The sequence below is a fragment of the Neptuniibacter halophilus genome (genome assembly GCF_030295765.1).
Classification (GTDB): domain Bacteria; phylum Pseudomonadota; class Gammaproteobacteria; order Pseudomonadales; family Balneatricaceae; genus Neptuniibacter; species Neptuniibacter halophilus.
In genome coordinates this window covers 661,780-677,195 of record NZ_AP027292.1, presented here as the reverse complement: position 1 = coordinate 677,195, position 15,416 = coordinate 661,780, and the positions used below count along the sequence as shown (strand labels likewise).

Below are 15,416 nucleotides of genomic sequence, written 5' to 3'. Positions count from 1 at the left end.
CTCACTGCGCTTATGCGAACGATTTAGTCATGGGTAAGTTTGATTTTTTGTGTTTTGTTTCTGCAAATTTTAAAAAATATTTTTATTTTTAACTGATTGATAAATATTAATTTTGTTTGGTTTTGCCTGTTTTTTGCACTGCATAAATGGTTGAAAGTTCAACTAAAATTAGTTGACATTTCAACTAATCGATCAATATATTGATAGGGAGCAATGAATGACCTGCCGCCTGTTTGGGGATGTAAGGTCGGATCAAACCAGCAGAGGGTGATGCCTGTGAGTGTATTTTTTCATCGTTTCTTAAGGGCCGGAGCAGTGAGTGGTGAGAACCGCAACAAACTGACGGTAGCGGTCAAAGATACGATCGATATTGCTGGTTTTCCGACCGTTGCAGGCTGTGCGGCACTGGCCGACAGAGAGCCTGCCCGTTGCAATGCTGCGGTAGTCGACCGGGTTTTGCAGCAGGGCTGCCGGCTGGTCGGTAAAACCAACACCCATGAACTGGCGTTCGGCATGAGCGGTATCAACCCATGGGCAGGTACCCCGCTGAATCATAAATACCCTCAGTTAATTCCCGGTGGCTCTTCCAGTGGTTCGGCGGTCGCAGTGGCCGCAGGGCTGGCAGATTTTGCTATTGGCACGGATACCGGTGGTTCGGTTCGCCTGCCTGCAGCCTGTTGTGGTGTCTACGGTATCAAACCTACCTACGGACGTGTCAGCCGTGAGGGCGTGATGCCTGCTGAATCCTCGCTGGATTGCGTTGGCGTACTGGCGGACAGCGCAACCATGCTGGAGCAGGGAATGAAGATTATTGATCCCTCGTTTAACGCGCTGCCGGATATTGAGTTGGAAGATTGTGTGCTGGGCGTTGCTGATGTCGAGGCGATTGCCGAGATCCGGGCAACGATCAGTGAATTGACCGGGCGTCTGCCTGCGCAACAGGTCTCTGTGCAACTGCCGGATATGGAGTCGGCCTACAGTGCGGGCATGGTCTTGATCAACCGCGAGACGTGGAATGCCTGCGGTGATCTGCTCGCTTCCGGTCGGGTCGGGGCCGATGTGGCTGAGCGCTTACAGAAAGCGGCGGAGACCTCCGATGCTGCGGTGGCTGAAGCCCATCAGCAGGGGCAGCGTTTCAGCGACGCCATTGATCAGTTACTGGCGGAGGTCGACTGCCTGTTGATGCCGAGTCTGCCGGTGTTCCCGATGACCCTGCAACAGGCCGAGGCAGGGGAGATGGATCTGCGTCTCTCTTTTCTGCTGCGGCCATTCAATCTGAGCGGGCATCCGGCGATTTCAATTCCTCTGCAGAGCGCATCGGGTTTACCGGTCGGGTTGCAGTTGGTTGGCCGCAAAGGGGCTGATGAACTGCTCTGCGCTCTGGCGAAGAAAATGAGCACATTTGTTTAACAAACCAATAAGAACGGATGGGGTGAGTCGATATGGCTTCCAGTGTAATAAACAAAGAGTCCTGGGGTGGTGAGGCCGTATTTGATGCCTTACTGGCAGAGATACGTGAGCGCCGCGATGAATTTGAAGCGCAGATGTATATCTCTCAGGACGTGATCGAAAAGTTTAAGCAGATTGGTGTTTATCGTGCACTGGTGCCGAAGCGCTTCGGGGGGGATGAGAAGTCACCGGCAGAGTTTCTGCAGATGGTTGAAGCGATCTCGGCTGCTGATGGTTCTGCCGGTTGGGTCGCCAGTTTTGGTATGAACCCGGCTTATCTGGCATCGCTGCCGATGGAGACGATCGAGAAGGTCTGGAAAGACACACCCGATGTGGTGTTCGCCGGAGGTATTTTCCCACCACAGCCGGCCAGACGTATGGATAACGGTTTTGTGGTCAATGGTCGCTGGCAGTTTGGCAGTGGCTGCATGGGGGCTTCGCTGTGTGGTGTCGGCATTATGCCTGACGACGGTGAGTCCCTGCCCCGGATGGCGGTGATGCCGCGCGAGCAGGTGGATGTGGAGTTTGCCTGGGATGTAGTCGGCATGGTCGGTACCGGCAGCCACGATCTGGTGGTTAAAGATGTGTTTGTGCCCGAAGAGTGGACCTTCACCCGGGGCGGAAAACCGAATCTGGATGAGCCTTTCTTCCGTTACCCGTCGTTGGCGTTTGCCGCACAGGTACTGGCGGTGACCACGCTGGGTCTGGCCCGGGAAGCGCTGGACGTTGTGCAGGATATGGCAGCCGGACGGGTTTCTGTGACCGGTGCGCCCAATCTGGGCGAGCGCGAACACGTGCAGATTGAAGTCGCCAAGGCGGAAGCCAAAGTGCGCTCCTCCCGTGCCTTCTTCTACGAAGTGACCGGGGATGCCTGGGATGCCATTCAGGCGGGCGGCGAGCCATCCGATCATCAGATCAGCATGATTCGCCTGGCGGCATCGAACCTGACCCATGAATGTGCCGAAGCGATCCGCACCACTTATCAGGTCGCAGGAATGACCGGCGCTTATAACAGCCACCCGCTTTCCCGAATTATGCGTGATTCGATGATGTGCACGCAGCACGCCTTTATGGGCGCCATCACATTTAAAAACGCAGGAGCGATGTTCTTCGGACATAAGCCGCTCCCCGGATATCTCTGATTCAGCGATCAGGCAACCATTCTCAGGAGAAAAACAATGAGTGAGACAACAACGCATCGAGTGCTGTTCTGTATTGGTGTTAACCAGAACTTTATGGACGCGCCACAGAGCGAAATGGGTGATGTATGGCAGGCGTTCAGCGCCATGATGCAGGGGATTGCTGAACTGCCGGGTGTCAACGTACTGGGCATTATGGATGACGACCGGATTCAGGTCGGCCCCTCCACCTCATCCCCATGGACCGCTTACATCATGGCCGATGTACCCGATCTGGAAACCGTGATTGAGGGTTGCAACCTGTTTCGCAGCACGCCGGTAGGTGACGGTACCTACAAACTCTGGAAGTACTGCAAAGTTGAGGCCCGTATCGGCCGTGAACTGGTCGTACCGGGCTGAGGACAGAACGATGGCAGCACGCGAAACCGTTGCTTCACTGGCTAAGCGCCTTAAGCGATTTGAAGACGAACATGCGGTTAAAGCCTGCATGAATTGCTATATGACGCTCTGCGACCAGTTGACAGTGGGCTTTGATCTGGAGCCGCTGCTGGCGCTGTTCAGTGAGGATGCGATCTGGGAAGGGATCGGTAGTCGCTACAGCAAGACTTTCGGTCGAATGCAGGGGCGCAGCGCCATCGCCGAGATGTTTCACAAGTACACCCAGCCACCGGCGCACTTCGCCGTAAATGTTCATTTCCTCACCAGTGAGTTGATCCGGGTGAAGGAGGAACAGGCTACCGGCCACTGGGTGCTTTTACAGACTGCAACCTTCAGTGACGGCCGCTCGCAGTTGAGCAGTGCCCGGCTCGAAGTGGATTTTATCTGCGCAGAGGGCGAATGGCAGATCAGCCATTTTCGCACTGAAAGTTTGTTTAACCGACCTGTACAGACTCCCTGGGATCAGGCAGCCGCTCTGCCGGTACCGGAGTGAGCAGAATAATAAGTGGAAAGTCAGATGACCGATTTAATCAACATTAAAAACGTGGCTGCGGATTACGACAGCCTGATTATGGAAGATAAGGTTCACACCTCAATCTACTCCAATCCGGAAATCTTCGAAGAAGAACTGGATAAAGTTTTCAACAACACCTGGGTCTGGGTAGGCCACGAAAGTGAGATCCCGGATGTGGGCTCTTACAAAACCGCGATGATCGGACGTCACTCTGTGATTGTCAGCCGCGACCGGAAAAAGAATATCCACGTGCTGCTGAACCGCTGTCGTCATCGTGCGGCGACCGTGTGCGAAGGCAAGCGCGGTAAAACCAAAAGTTTTATGTGTCCTTACCACGGCTGGGGTTACTCCCTCGATGGTGCGCTGCGTGCGATTCCGAAGCCGGAAGAGTACGAAGGCGTGATCAACAAAGAGGACTACCCGCTGATCAGCCTGCGTTTTGAAACCTATCAGGGGCTGATCTTCGCGACCTTCAAAGAAGATATTGAGCCACTGGAAGATTTCCTCGGCGGCGCGAAAAAGTGGATCGACCTGTTTGTTAAGCAGGGCGGCGGTTATCCGCTGAAAGTGCTGGGCGATCACCGTTTCCGTTTCCCGGGTAACTGGAAAATCCAGTTGGAAAACACTACCGATGCTTACCATTTCCCGATTGTGCACAAATCGTTTGTTTCCTCGGTGGATGATCAGACTGCGGAGATCTTCGATTTTCTGGATGGCGAAGGCCACGTTGAAGATCTGGGTAACGGCCACAGCGTGATGGTGATGATCCCTGAGCTGGTGGATCTGGAAAAAGATCTGGATGCACCGATTCCTGAGCGTTTTCAGGCGCTGGCTGAAGAACTGGCCGCAGAGGGACACTCTGATCTGGAAGTACGTCGCATGGTACGTGCGGTGGGCGGTTCCGGTTTCAACCTGAACCTGTTCCCGAATGTCGCCTGCTCCATGGCGTTCTTCCGGGTGCTGGCGCCGGTCAGTGTAGAAGAAACCGAAATTCACCACGTGGCGATTGGTGGCGAAGGCGCGCCGGCGGCGTTCAACCAGATGCGTCTGCGTCTGCACGAACATTTTCAGGGGCCGATGGGCTTTGGTACGCCGGATGATGCGGAAGCCTGGGAGCGGGTACAGAAAGGTTCAAAAGCAGGTAAGGATGAGTGGATTCTGGTTAACCGGGGCATGGGCAACCTGAAGGAAAGCCCGGATGGCAACGTCTCCGGTGCGGTCTGTTCGGAAACCGGTATGCGTTCAGCGTATCAGTATTACAAGAAAATGATGACAGCCTGATTGGCAGGGGAGAATAGCAATGAGTGATCTGAACATGCTGAATCAGGTGCGGGCATTTATCGACAGCGAAGCCGATATGCTCGATTTTGAAGATTATCAGGGCTGGCTGGATCTGTGGACTGAAACCGGTACCTACATCGTTCCCATCGATCCGCAAGAGAGCGACTTCGCCAACAGCCTGAATTATGCCTACGACAAAAAAGAGATGCGCGAACTGCGTGTAGCGCGACTCAACAGCGGTGAAGCGGTGTCGACCCAGACCACCGATAAAACCGTGCGCCAGATGGGGCGCTTCCGCATTCTGGATGAAGGCGCGGCTTTTGTCACAGTGCGTTGCTCCATGTACCTGAGCGAGTGTCGTCACGGCAACCTGAAAACCTACCCGGCAGACCTGACCTACACCCTGAAGAAAACCGATAACGGTTTTCAGATTGAGGAGAAGGTGATCCGTCTGCAAAACGCCAATGCTTACCTCAGCAGTATCGGCTACATCCTGTAAGGAGCGATCGGATGACTCAAGTTGCATTAGTAACCGGCGCGGCTCAGGGACTGGGCAAAGCGATTGCCGAAAATCTGTATAAAGCCGGGTTTGCGGTTGTTATGACCGATGCCAATCAGGATGCGGTGGCCCGTTCTGCGGCGGAGATTGCGCCGAACGGCGAGCGGATGCTGGCGCTGGCGCTGGATGTGCTGGCGAAAGAGAACTTCGAAACCGCACTGAAGCAGGCCTGTGAGAACTTCGGTCAGGTGGATGCGCTGATCAACAACGCCGCGATGACCCTGACCACCCCGGTGATGGAGATCACACCTGAAGAGTTTGATCGGGTTACCGCCGTTAACCAGCGTGGCACCTTCTTTGGTTGTCAGGTGTTTGGTCAGTACTTTGCCGGGCGTGGCTATGGCCGCATCGTCAATATGGCCTCGCTGGCGGGGCAGAATGGGGGCGCCGCATCCGGCGCTCACTATGGCTCCAGTAAAGGCGCGATCCTCACCATGACCAAGATCTTTGCCCGCAATCTGGCGGCCGATGGGATAACGGTGAACGCCGTGGCACCCGGGCCGATGGATCTGCCTTCGGTTCGTGAGCTGGTTCCGGCCGACAAACTGGAAACCATTATCAACGAGATGATTCCGGTGAAAGAGCTGGGCAGTGCCGACTTTGTGGCGGATGTGGTGACCAAACTGGCCAGTCGGGAGGCGTCTTTCGTCACTGGCGCTGCCTGGGATATTAACGGCGGTATTTTCATGCGCTGAGGGATCAGCGAAAGGGGGCGGAGATCCCCGCTCAGGCCCCGGGGCTCAGCCCCGGGAATTAAAAAGAATCTGTGGGTGAATAGTATGAACAATGAAAAAATCGACGTGATGATCAAGCGTCGCGAAGATCAGGCCGCCGGGGTATCGGTATTTGAATTTATCAGTGTCAGCGGTGAGGCGTTGCCGGAATTTGAAGCGGGCGCCCATATCGATGTGCATATTACCCCTGAGCTGATCCGCCAGTATTCACTCAGTAATGCGCCGGGCAGCCGTGACTGTTACCGCCTCGGTATTCTGAATGATCCTGAGTCCCGTGGTGGTTCCCGCACCATCCATGAAACGTTCCAGCCGGGCATGACGCTGCAGATCAGCGCCCCGCGTAATCATTTTCCGCTCGATCTGAATGCAGAGCACAGCATTCTGGTGGGCGGCGGTATCGGTATTACACCGATGCTGACCATGGCCTACACCCTGAAAGCGGCCGGCAAATCCTTTGAGCTGCATTACTGCTGCCGTAGTCGCTCCAGCGCTGCATTTCTGGATGAGCTGCAGGCTGAATTCCCGCAGCAACTGCACCTGCACTTTGATGATCAGGCTGATGAACAGCGCTTTAACCCGGAACAGGTGTTCGCGGGTTATGAAGCCAACGGGCATGTTTATGTCTGCGGGCCTTCCGGTTTTATGGACTGGGTGATGAACAGCGCCAAAGAGCAGGGCTATGCGGCTGAGAATGTTCACTTTGAATACTTCAATGCGGAAGTCGACAGCAGTGGCGAGGCGTTTGAAGTGGAGGCGCGCCAGAGCGGGGTTACGGTTCGCGTTGAAGAGGGTCAGTCGATCACCGATGCACTGGCCGGCGCAGGGATCAAGGTTGAGGTTTCCTGCGAACAGGGCGTTTGCGGTACCTGCCTTTGCGATGTACTGGAAGGTACTCCGGATCACAAAGATCACTTCCTGACGGATGAAGAGAAAGAAGATAACGACCAGATCGCGGTGTGTTGTTCGCGTTCGAAAACGGAGCGACTGGTTCTGGATATCTGACCGGCCTTTGGAAGCGCGTCTGCCTGGGTGAAAAAATAGTTGAAAATTCAACTTGTTGTGCGCGCTTCCGGTCTCTGAACAAAAACACAATCAACAGCTTATGAGCTGAGCAAGTTCTGTTACAGGAGAATAACAATGAGAAAGGTTCTGAAAGCAGTGCTAACCGGTGCAGTCATCACCACCAGTACTCTGGTGGCTGCGGAAACCAAACTGACCCTGTCATCCTGGCTGCCACCGACGCACCCGGTGGTGACCGATATGATTGTCCCCTGGACCCAGCAGGTCGAGGAGGTGACTGAGGGCCGGGTTAAGGTGAATATCCTCGCCAAGTCGCTGGGTCACCCCAAGGTTCACTACGATATCGCCCGTGATGGTCTGGCGGATATTACCTACAGCGTGCACGGTTACACACCGGGCCGCTTCGTGATGACCAAAGCGGTCGAGTTTCCGTTCAGTGGTAACAGTGCCGAAGCGCTGTCTGTCGCTTACTGGCGGGTGCACCAGAAATATCTGGCGCAGGCCAATGAACATAAAGGCACCCAGTTGCTCAGCCTGTTTACCCATGGTCCGGGACAGATTCATAACAGCAAGAAAACGGTGGCAGCAATCGATGACCTGTCCGGTATGAAGATGCGTGTCGGTGGTGGTGTGGTTAACGATGTGGCCGGTGCACTGGATGCAGTACCACTGCTCAAGCCAGCTTCCCAGAGCTATGAACTGCTCTCTCATGGTGTAGCTGACGGAACGCTGCTGCCGATGGAGTCGGTAACGGCGTTTAAAATTCAGGATCTTGTGACCCACACCACCATGGTGCCGGGCGGTCTCTATAACATCAGCTTCTTTCTGGTGATGAACAAAGGGCGTTTCAGTGAGCTTTCCGAAGCGGATCAGAAAGCGATCATGAGTGTCTCCGGCGAAGCCTTCGCGAAGATGGCAGGTAAAGCCTGGGATCAGGCTGATGCAGCCGCTACGTCAGCACTCAAAGCCAAAGGCAATGATCTGTCTGTGGCGGATGATGCCTTTATTACAGCCCTGAAAGAGCGTACCGCAACGCTGCAGCAGAGCTGGATGGAAGAGGCAGAAAAGCGTGGGGTTGATGGTAAATCGGCCCTCACGGAACTGCGTCAGATTACCGCCAGCTACGGTCACTAAGGGGCCATCCTATGCGTTTGATTTCATCTTGCCTGAAATCAGAGATCTGGCTGCGCTCGCTCGAATTTCTGTTCGAGCGGGTGCTGGCCTACACCGCTGCAGCCTTCATGTTTCTGATGATGCTGGTCACGCTGGTTGATGTGGTGGGGCGGGATCTGTTTTCCGCGCCACTGCCTGGTGGCTTTGAAGTGACCGAACTGCTGCTGGCGGCGCTGATTTTTCTGGGCCTGCCCATGGTCACGGCTGAAAACGCCCATGTGGATGTGGACCTGCTGGATTCGACCGTTCCGGCCTTTCTTAAACCCCTGCAGAATCTGCTGATCTGTCTGGTCAACCTGATCGCTTTTGCGGTGTTGTCATGGATGTTGTGGAAGTTTGCACTGCGTACTTACGAGTATGAGGACACCACCGCGATTCTGCAGATCCCGTTTGCCGGGCTGGTGTTTCTGATGGCGGCCTGCTGTTCGGTATCGACGCTGGCCCTGCTCTGCATGCTGCTGTTTAAAGGCGGTAAGGGGCTGTTCCGACGTGAAACTAAAGGGGATATGTAGATCATGGAAATCAGTCTGATCGGTTTTGCAGCACTGATGGTGCTGATCTTTGCCCGGATACCTCTGGGGGTGTCCATGGGGCTGATCGGGGTACTGGGTTTTGCCTACGTACAACAGGTGGAGTTCGATAACAGTCGCGGCTGGGATGCGGCACTGAATATGGTGTCGCAGGTGGCTTTTGAGACCGGTCTCTCCTACAGCCTGTCGGTGGTGCCGCTGTTTATCCTGATGGGTAATTTTATTACCGAAGCGGGGCTATCTGCCCAGTTGTACCGGGCGTCGCATGCTTTTCTCGGTCACTTTCGAGGTGGTCTGGCGCTGGCAACGGTGGTTTCCTGCGGTGGATTTTCCGCGGTATGCGGCAGCTCCATGGCCACCGCAGCCACCATGTCTAAGGTGGCGATGCCTTCGATGCGTAAATACAACTACTCGGATGATCTGGCCAGTGGCGCGATTGCGGCCGGTGGCACCCTCGGGATTCTGATTCCGCCCAGCGTGATTCTGGTGATCTACGGCATCATGACCGAGACCGATATCGGCAAGCTGTTTATCGCCGGTCTGTTGCCGGGATTCCTTGGCATTGTGCTGTATATGGCGGCGGTGTCGGTCACGGTGAAACTGAAACCGGAGAGCGGCCCGGCAGTGGAGAAGGCGGGCTGGGCTGAGCGCCTGTCAGCGTTCCGTCATGTCTGGGGCATCTGCTTTCTGTTTGTAGTGGTCATGGGGGGGATCTACAGCGGTATTTTCACCCCGACGGAAGCGGCAGGGATCGGTGCATCCGGCGCGTTCTTTATGGCACTGCTGCGGCGCAGGCTGACCTTTAACATTCTGGTGAATGTGCTGGTGAGTTCGGTACGTACCACAGCGATGCTGTTCTTTCTGGTGATCGGTGCGGTGTTGTTTTCCAACTTTATCAATCTGGCGGGATTGCCTGATGCCCTGCGGGATATGGTGCTGGGCCTGAATCTGAGTCCGGTACTGGTGATTGTGGCGATTATTGCGATCTACATTCTGCTGGGCTGCGTGCTGGAAAGTATGTCGATGATCCTGCTGACGGTGCCGGTGTTTTATCCACTGGTGCAGGCAATGGGGTTTGATCTGGTCTGGTTCGGCATTCTGGTGGTGGTGGTCACCGAGATCAGTCTGATCACACCGCCGGTCGGGTTGAACGTATTTGTTCTGAAGACCGTTCTGCCGGATGTGAAACTGGGCACCATCTTTAAAGGGGTCACCCCGTTCTGGATGGCAGATATTGTGCGTCTGGTGCTGATCGCCACGGTACCGGCGTTGTCACTCTACCTGCCCGGTCTGGTCGGCTAATTCAACAGGAGCTCTGGCTGAGTCTATTTGATTAACCCAACACACCCTGTGATGCGTTAAGCATCACCTTAAGCAATCTCTCTGATAGCGATGCAGGCCAGGCGCCCCCTGCAGGGGTTCGGCTTGCCTGAAAATGGCAGCGCAGGGCTGGGGTGGGCACAGACAAGGCCGGAGATCAGCGGAAATGAACAAGGAGCTGAAGATGATTCCTGAGATTAAAACCATCCTTTACGCCTCGGATTTAAGTGAGGGTTCAAAGCCGGCCTACATGCTGGCGGCGAAAGAGGCGTTTAAGCATGAAGCGCAGATTGTGTTTCTCAACGTGATTGAGCCGATCAGCCATGCCACGGAAGCGTTGCTGGAAAACTACATGGCCGATGCGGAACTGCGCGCGATGCGTGGGCAGGGCATTGAAAAGATTCGCGGCCTGATGGAGCAGCGTATCGATGAATTTAACCAGACCTGCCTGCAGGACCGTCTGCCGTTGCAGAAGCGACCGCTGACCCGGGTGGAATCCGGCCCCGCCGCAGAAACCATTATCAGCGTGGCTGAAGAGGTTGCAGCAGACCTGATTGTAATGGGCACGCGCAGCCGGACCCATTCCAGCCTGGGACGCTTTCTGGTCGGCTCCACGGCCCAGAATGTGATGCAGATGACGGCGACGCCACTGCTGGTAGTGCCGTTAACTGAGGGCTGAAACCGATGACCACTGAACTGAACTTCGCAACGCGTTTTCATGTCGCGGCGTTATCGGCGCCGGAGGGGTTTGCCTGTCCGGACAACCTGAGTCTGCTGCGCGGTGCGGAGCAGCAGGGATATGCGGCGATCCCGGTGGGCTGTCGCGGAGGTGGTTGCGGCGTCTGCAAAATCCGGCTGCTGGCCGGTGAGATCTATTCCAAACCAATGAGCAGTGCACATATCTCCGCGCAGGAGCGCGCTGCAGGTTATGTGCTGGCCTGCCGGGTTTTTCCGCGCAGTGATCTGCTTATCGAAATACCAACAACTGAATCATAAAAACAATTAAGAGGGTTAAGCCATGCGTAAAGGTGTAATGCGTCCGGGTCATGTTCAGATCCGTGTAATGGATGTTGAAGAAGCGGTTAAACATTATCGTGATCTGCTCGGCCTGATTGAGGTGGAGCGGGATCAGGCTGGCCGGGTATACCTCAAAGGCTGGACCGAAGTGGACAAATTCTCGGTGGTACTGCGTCCGGCAGACAATCCGGGAATGGATTTTATGGGCTTCAAAGTGCTGGATAACCAGACACTGGAGCAGTTACAGCAGGCGCTGACTGAGCACGGCCTTGAGGTGGAGCAGATTGAGGCGGGCGAACTGAATGGTTGCGGTCGCCGCATCCGTTTTCAGGCGCCATCCGGCCACCTGTTCGAACTTTATGCCGAGAAAGAGCAAACCGGTAAATGGGGCTTATCTAACGTTAATCCGGAGGCCTGGCCGCAGAACCTGAAAGGGATGAAAGCGACCCGCTTTGACCACTGCCTGCTGTACGGACCGAATGTACAGCAGACCTATGAGCTGTTCCGCGACGTGCTGGGCTTCAGTCTGGCGGAGCAGGTGATTGATCCGGATGGGAATAAAGTAGCCGCCTTTATTACGGCGAGTATGAAAGCCCACGATGTGGCGTTTATTGACTGCCCGGAGCCGGGCAAATTCCACCACGCCTCGTTCTTTCTGGAGACCTGGGAAGATGTGCTGCGCGCCGCTGACCTGATCTCCATGACCGATACCTCACTGGATATCGGCCCGACCCGCCATGGCCTGACTCATGGCAAGACCATCTATTTCTTTGACCCGTCCGGTAACCGCAACGAAGTGTTCTGCGGGGGAGATTATCACTACCCGGATCACGAGCCGGTGACCTGGACTGCTGACGAACTGGGCAAGGCGATCTTCTATCACGATCGCGTGCTTAACGAGCGTTTCCTCTCAGTTCTGACCTGATTGCACAAGGCCGGGGCTGCCGGGCCCCGGCGGTTGTTTGCCAAAGAGCCATCTTACGGAGTGTAGTTCATGCAAGAATTCAAAAATTTTATCAACGGTCAGTTTGTCACCACCGAGCGTGGCCAGACCTTTGAAAACCGCAACCCGGTGGATAATAGCCTGATCGGGCTGGTCCATGAAGCGGGTCGTGCTGAAGTGGATGCGGCGGTTCAGGCTGCCCGCGCCGCAATGCAGGGCCCCTGGGGAAAAATGACGCAGCAGCAGCGCATTGCGTTGCTGGATAAAGTTGCCAATCGCATCAACGAGCGCTTCGACGAGTTTCTGGAAGCGGAATGTAAAGATACCGGTAAGCCATACAAGATCGCCTCGCATATCGATATCCCGCGTGGCGCAGCCAATTTCAAAGCATTTTCTGAAACCCTGGCGAACCATCCGACCGAAGCGTTCAAGCTGGACACCCCGGACGGGGCCAGCGCACTCAACTACGGCCACCGTACTCCCAAAGGAGTGATCGCGGTGATCAGCCCGTGGAACCTGCCGCTGTTGCTGATGACCTGGAAAGTCGGCCCGGCACTGGCCTGTGGCAACACCGTGGTGGTTAAACCCTCTGAAGAAACGCCGGCGACAGCCACGCTGCTGGGCGACGTGATGAACGAGTGTGGTGTACCGGAAGGGGTTTACAACGTCGTGCACGGCTTTGGCCCGGACTCTGCCGGTGCTTTCCTCACTGAGCATAAAGGGGTGGATGCGATCACCTTTACCGGTGAAACCCGTACCGGCGAAACCATTATGCGCGCGGCGTCTGTGGGCCTGCGCAACATCTCGCTGGAGTGTGGCGGTAAGAACCCGGGCATCGTCTTTGCCGACTGCGATATGGATAAGGCGATCGAAGGCACGCTGCGTTCGGCGTTTGTGAACTGCGGACAGGTTTGTCTTGGAACCGAACGGGTCTATGTGGAACGGCCGATCTTCGAAGCGTTTGTTCAGCGCCTGAAAGCGGGGGCTGAGAAGCTGAAAATGGGGCGCCCGCAGGATGCGGATGTGGATTTTGGCCCGCTGGTCAGTCAGGAGCATAAGGAAAAAGTCCTCTCTTACTACCGCCTTGCTGTAGAGGAAGGCGCTCAGGTGATTACCGGTGGCGGTGTACCGGATATGGGAGCAGATCTGGAAGCGGGTGCCTGGGTAGAACCAACCATCTGGACCGGTCTGGCGGATGACGCGCGAGTGATTCGCGAAGAGATCTTCGGCCCCTGCTGCCATATCCGTCCGTTTGATACAGAAGAGGAGGTGATCGCGCTGGCTAACGACACCGATTACGGCCTTTCCGCTGCGGTGTGGACCGAAAATTCCTCCCGTGCATCTCGCGTTGCTGAGCAACTGGAAGTGGGTATCTGTTGGGTTAACAGCTGGTTCCTGCGTGATCTGCGCACCGCGTTTGGTGGCGCTAAGCAGTCCGGCATCGGCCGCGAAGGCGGGGTGCACGGTCTGGAGTTTTATACCGAGCTGAAAAATATCTGCATCAAGCTCTGAGGCTGCAGCAAACACAATGTTATCCCGCCGGGTTTCCGGCGGTGAGTGAAGGAAAAGATCATGGATAAACAACAGATTGAACAATGTGGTGATGAGCTTTATCAGGCCCTGACCAAACGTGAAACCCTGCCGCCGCTGACGGAGCGTTTTCCGGATATCACGATTGAGGATGCCTACCAGATTTCGCAGCGTCTGCTGGAACGTCGGCTGGAAGCCGGCGCACGGGTGATCGGTAAAAAAATCGGTGTGACCTCTAAAGCGGTGCAGAACATGCTCGGCGTACATCAGCCGGACTTTGGTTTTCTCACCGACGATATGGCGTTCAATCAGGGCGCCGAAGTGGCGATCAGCAACAGCATGATTCAGCCGAAGGCGGAGGGTGAGATCGCTTTCGTCCTGAAAAAAGACCTGATCGGTCCGGGGGTGACCAACGCTGATGTGCTGGCAGCTACTGACTGTGTCATGCCCTGTTTTGAGATTGTCGATTCACGTATCGAAAACTGGCAGATCAAGATTCAGGACACCGTTGCAGACAACGCATCCTGTGGCGTGTTTGTACTGGGGGATCGTGCGGTCAGCCCGTCTGAGGTCGATCTGACCACCTGCGGCATGGTGGTTGAGAAAAACGGCGAGATTATCTCTACCGGTGCCGGTGCAGCGGCGCTGGGCAGCCCGGTGAACTGCGTGGCGTGGCTGGCGAACACGCTGGGTGAATACGGTATTGCGCTGAAAGCCGGCGAGGTGATTTTGTCTGGTTCTCTGGTGCCGCTGGAACCGGTGAAAGCCGGTGACTATATGAGCGTCAGCATCGGCGGTATCGGCTCTGCTTCGGTTCGGTTTGTCTGAGCCGCAGGCGGAAAAGGAGAAGATTATGAGTAAAAAACTGAAAGCGGTGATTATCGGGCCGGGCAATATCGGCACCGATCTGCTGATCAAAATGATGCGCTCAGAGTGGATCGAACCGGTGTGGATGGTTGGTATCGACCCGGAATCAGAGGGCCTGAAACGGGCTAAAGAGCTGGGTATAAAAACCTCCAGCAGCGGAGTGGATGGCATGCTCGGGCATGTGATCGCCGATGATATCCGCATCGCCTTTGATGCAACTTCGGCTTATGTCCATGCGGAGAACAGCCGCAAGCTGAATGCGCTGGGCGTGATCATGGTGGACCTGACGCCGGCGGCGATCGGTCCTTACTGTATCCCCCCGGTTAACCTGAAGCAGCATGCTCAGGAGCTGGAGATGAACGTCAACATGGTGACCTGTGGTGGCCAGGCGACCATCCCGATGGTCGCAGCGGTGTCTCAGGTGCAGGCCGTGGAGTATGGCGAGATTGTTGCCACCGTCTCCTCCCGTTCGGTAGGGCCGGGAACCCGGCAGAACATCGATGAGTTTACCCGGACTACCGCCGGTGCGGTGGAGAAAGTGGGCGGTGCCTACAAAGGCAAGGCGATCATCATTATTAATCCGGCAGAGCCCCCGCTGATCATGCGCGACACGGTGCACTGCCTGACCAAAGAGGCACCGGATCAGGCGGCAATTACCGCGTCGGTTGAACGGATGGTCGCGGCGGTACAGGAGTATGTACCGGGCTACCGGCTGGTTAACGGGCCGGTGTTCGATGGGAACCGGGTCTCCATGTTTATGGAGGTTGAGGGACTGGGCGACTTCCTGCCGAAGTACGCCGGCAATCTGGACATTATGACTGCTGCCGGACTGCGTACTGCCGAGATGTTCGCGCAAGAGGCCCATAGCGGCGCAATTCAACTGCCAGAGCGAGGCTGAAACG

Annotated in this window: 17 protein-coding genes; all 17 read left to right on the top strand. The window is 55.7% G+C overall.

The features are described from left to right. The first annotated feature begins 276 nt into the window (after nt 1-276). On the top strand, nt 277-1,410 hold the full coding sequence (locus tag QUD59_RS03120; protein ID WP_286239523.1) for an amidase: 1,134 nt from the start codon (nt 277-279) through the stop codon (nt 1,408-1,410). 32 nt (nt 1,411-1,442) lie between these two features. Further along, nucleotides 1,443-2,591 carry an acyl-CoA dehydrogenase family protein gene (locus QUD59_RS03115; protein WP_286239522.1) on the top strand — a complete coding sequence of 383 codons (1,149 nt, stop codon included), beginning with the start codon at nt 1,443-1,445 and terminating at the stop codon, nt 2,589-2,591. A 36-nt stretch (nt 2,592-2,627) separates the two neighbouring features. Beyond that, nucleotides 2,628-2,987 (top strand): IacB protein, encoded by a 360-nt coding sequence (locus QUD59_RS03110; RefSeq protein ID WP_286239520.1) that lies wholly within the window; start codon nt 2,628-2,630, stop codon nt 2,985-2,987. A gap of 10 nt (nt 2,988-2,997) precedes the next feature. Next, nucleotides 2,998-3,519 (top strand): nuclear transport factor 2 family protein, encoded by a 522-nt coding sequence (locus tag QUD59_RS03105; RefSeq protein ID WP_286239519.1) that lies wholly within the window; start codon nt 2,998-3,000, stop codon nt 3,517-3,519. Nucleotides 3,520-3,543: 24 nt separating this feature from the next. Beyond that, nucleotides 3,544-4,821 (top strand): aromatic ring-hydroxylating oxygenase subunit alpha, encoded by a 1,278-nt coding sequence (locus QUD59_RS03100; protein ID WP_286239517.1) that lies wholly within the window; start codon nt 3,544-3,546, stop codon nt 4,819-4,821. A gap of 19 nt (nt 4,822-4,840) precedes the next feature. Further along, a complete protein-coding gene (locus tag QUD59_RS03095) occupies nt 4,841-5,320 on the top strand; it encodes an aromatic-ring-hydroxylating dioxygenase subunit beta (RefSeq protein WP_286239516.1) in 480 nt (159 codons plus the stop codon). An 11-nt stretch (nt 5,321-5,331) separates the two neighbouring features. Continuing rightward, nucleotides 5,332-6,075, top strand: coding sequence for an SDR family NAD(P)-dependent oxidoreductase (locus QUD59_RS03090; protein WP_286239515.1), 744 nt, complete (start codon nt 5,332-5,334; stop codon nt 6,073-6,075). An 84-nt stretch (nt 6,076-6,159) separates the two neighbouring features. Continuing rightward, a complete protein-coding gene (locus QUD59_RS03085; protein WP_286239514.1) occupies nt 6,160-7,116 on the top strand; it encodes a PDR/VanB family oxidoreductase in 957 nt (318 codons plus the stop codon). Between the two features lie 135 nt (nt 7,117-7,251). Continuing rightward, nucleotides 7,252-8,268, top strand: coding sequence for a TRAP transporter substrate-binding protein (locus QUD59_RS03080; protein ID WP_286239513.1), 1,017 nt, complete (start codon nt 7,252-7,254; stop codon nt 8,266-8,268). Between the two features lie 11 nt (nt 8,269-8,279). Further along, nucleotides 8,280-8,819, top strand: coding sequence for a TRAP transporter small permease (locus QUD59_RS03075; protein WP_286239512.1), 540 nt, complete (start codon nt 8,280-8,282; stop codon nt 8,817-8,819). Nucleotides 8,820-8,822: 3 nt separating this feature from the next. Next, nucleotides 8,823-10,139 (top strand): TRAP transporter large permease, encoded by a 1,317-nt coding sequence (locus QUD59_RS03070; RefSeq protein ID WP_286239511.1) that lies wholly within the window; start codon nt 8,823-8,825, stop codon nt 10,137-10,139. Nucleotides 10,140-10,323: 184 nt separating this feature from the next. Further along, entirely contained in the window at nt 10,324-10,836 is a 513-nt protein-coding gene (locus tag QUD59_RS03065) for a universal stress protein (protein ID WP_286239509.1), read from the top strand. Between the two features lie 5 nt (nt 10,837-10,841). Then, nucleotides 10,842-11,153 carry a 2Fe-2S iron-sulfur cluster binding domain-containing protein gene (locus tag QUD59_RS03060; protein ID WP_286239507.1) on the top strand — a complete coding sequence of 104 codons (312 nt, stop codon included), beginning with the start codon at nt 10,842-10,844 and terminating at the stop codon, nt 11,151-11,153. A 22-nt stretch (nt 11,154-11,175) separates the two neighbouring features. Further along, a complete protein-coding gene (locus tag QUD59_RS03055) occupies nt 11,176-12,099 on the top strand; it encodes a catechol 2,3-dioxygenase (RefSeq protein WP_286239506.1) in 924 nt (307 codons plus the stop codon). Nucleotides 12,100-12,168: 69 nt separating this feature from the next. After that, nucleotides 12,169-13,629 carry a 2-hydroxymuconic semialdehyde dehydrogenase gene (locus QUD59_RS03050; protein ID WP_286239505.1) on the top strand — a complete coding sequence of 487 codons (1,461 nt, stop codon included), beginning with the start codon at nt 12,169-12,171 and terminating at the stop codon, nt 13,627-13,629. Between the two features lie 60 nt (nt 13,630-13,689). Then, nucleotides 13,690-14,475: a 2-oxopent-4-enoate hydratase gene (gene dmpE / locus QUD59_RS03045; protein ID WP_286239504.1), complete on the top strand. Its 786-nt coding sequence runs from the start codon at nt 13,690-13,692 to the stop codon at nt 14,473-14,475. A 25-nt stretch (nt 14,476-14,500) separates the two neighbouring features. Further along, nucleotides 14,501-15,412: an acetaldehyde dehydrogenase (acetylating) gene (locus QUD59_RS03040; protein ID WP_286239503.1), complete on the top strand. Its 912-nt coding sequence runs from the start codon at nt 14,501-14,503 to the stop codon at nt 15,410-15,412. The last annotated feature ends 4 nt before the right edge of the window (nt 15,413-15,416 follow it).

Coding starts and splice junctions, on each gene's coding strand:
- QUD59_RS03115 (WP_286239522.1), top strand. CDS start 1,443: ATGGCTTCCAGTGTAATAAACAAAGAGTCCTGGGGTGGTGAGGCCGTA.
- QUD59_RS03110 (WP_286239520.1), top strand. CDS start 2,628: ATGAGTGAGACAACAACGCATCGAGTGCTGTTCTGTATTGGTGTTAAC.
- QUD59_RS03105 (WP_286239519.1), top strand. CDS start 2,998: ATGGCAGCACGCGAAACCGTTGCTTCACTGGCTAAGCGCCTTAAGCGA.
- QUD59_RS03100 (WP_286239517.1), top strand. CDS start 3,544: ATGACCGATTTAATCAACATTAAAAACGTGGCTGCGGATTACGACAGC.
- QUD59_RS03095 (WP_286239516.1), top strand. CDS start 4,841: ATGAGTGATCTGAACATGCTGAATCAGGTGCGGGCATTTATCGACAGC.
- QUD59_RS03090 (WP_286239515.1), top strand. CDS start 5,332: ATGACTCAAGTTGCATTAGTAACCGGCGCGGCTCAGGGACTGGGCAAA.
- QUD59_RS03085 (WP_286239514.1), top strand. CDS start 6,160: ATGAACAATGAAAAAATCGACGTGATGATCAAGCGTCGCGAAGATCAG.
- QUD59_RS03080 (WP_286239513.1), top strand. CDS start 7,252: ATGAGAAAGGTTCTGAAAGCAGTGCTAACCGGTGCAGTCATCACCACC.
- QUD59_RS03075 (WP_286239512.1), top strand. CDS start 8,280: ATGCGTTTGATTTCATCTTGCCTGAAATCAGAGATCTGGCTGCGCTCG.
- QUD59_RS03070 (WP_286239511.1), top strand. CDS start 8,823: ATGGAAATCAGTCTGATCGGTTTTGCAGCACTGATGGTGCTGATCTTT.
- QUD59_RS03065 (WP_286239509.1), top strand. CDS start 10,324: ATGAACAAGGAGCTGAAGATGATTCCTGAGATTAAAACCATCCTTTAC.
- QUD59_RS03060 (WP_286239507.1), top strand. CDS start 10,842: ATGACCACTGAACTGAACTTCGCAACGCGTTTTCATGTCGCGGCGTTA.
- QUD59_RS03055 (WP_286239506.1), top strand. CDS start 11,176: ATGCGTAAAGGTGTAATGCGTCCGGGTCATGTTCAGATCCGTGTAATG.
- QUD59_RS03050 (WP_286239505.1), top strand. CDS start 12,169: ATGCAAGAATTCAAAAATTTTATCAACGGTCAGTTTGTCACCACCGAG.
- dmpE (WP_286239504.1), top strand. CDS start 13,690: ATGGATAAACAACAGATTGAACAATGTGGTGATGAGCTTTATCAGGCC.
- QUD59_RS03040 (WP_286239503.1), top strand. CDS start 14,501: ATGAGTAAAAAACTGAAAGCGGTGATTATCGGGCCGGGCAATATCGGC.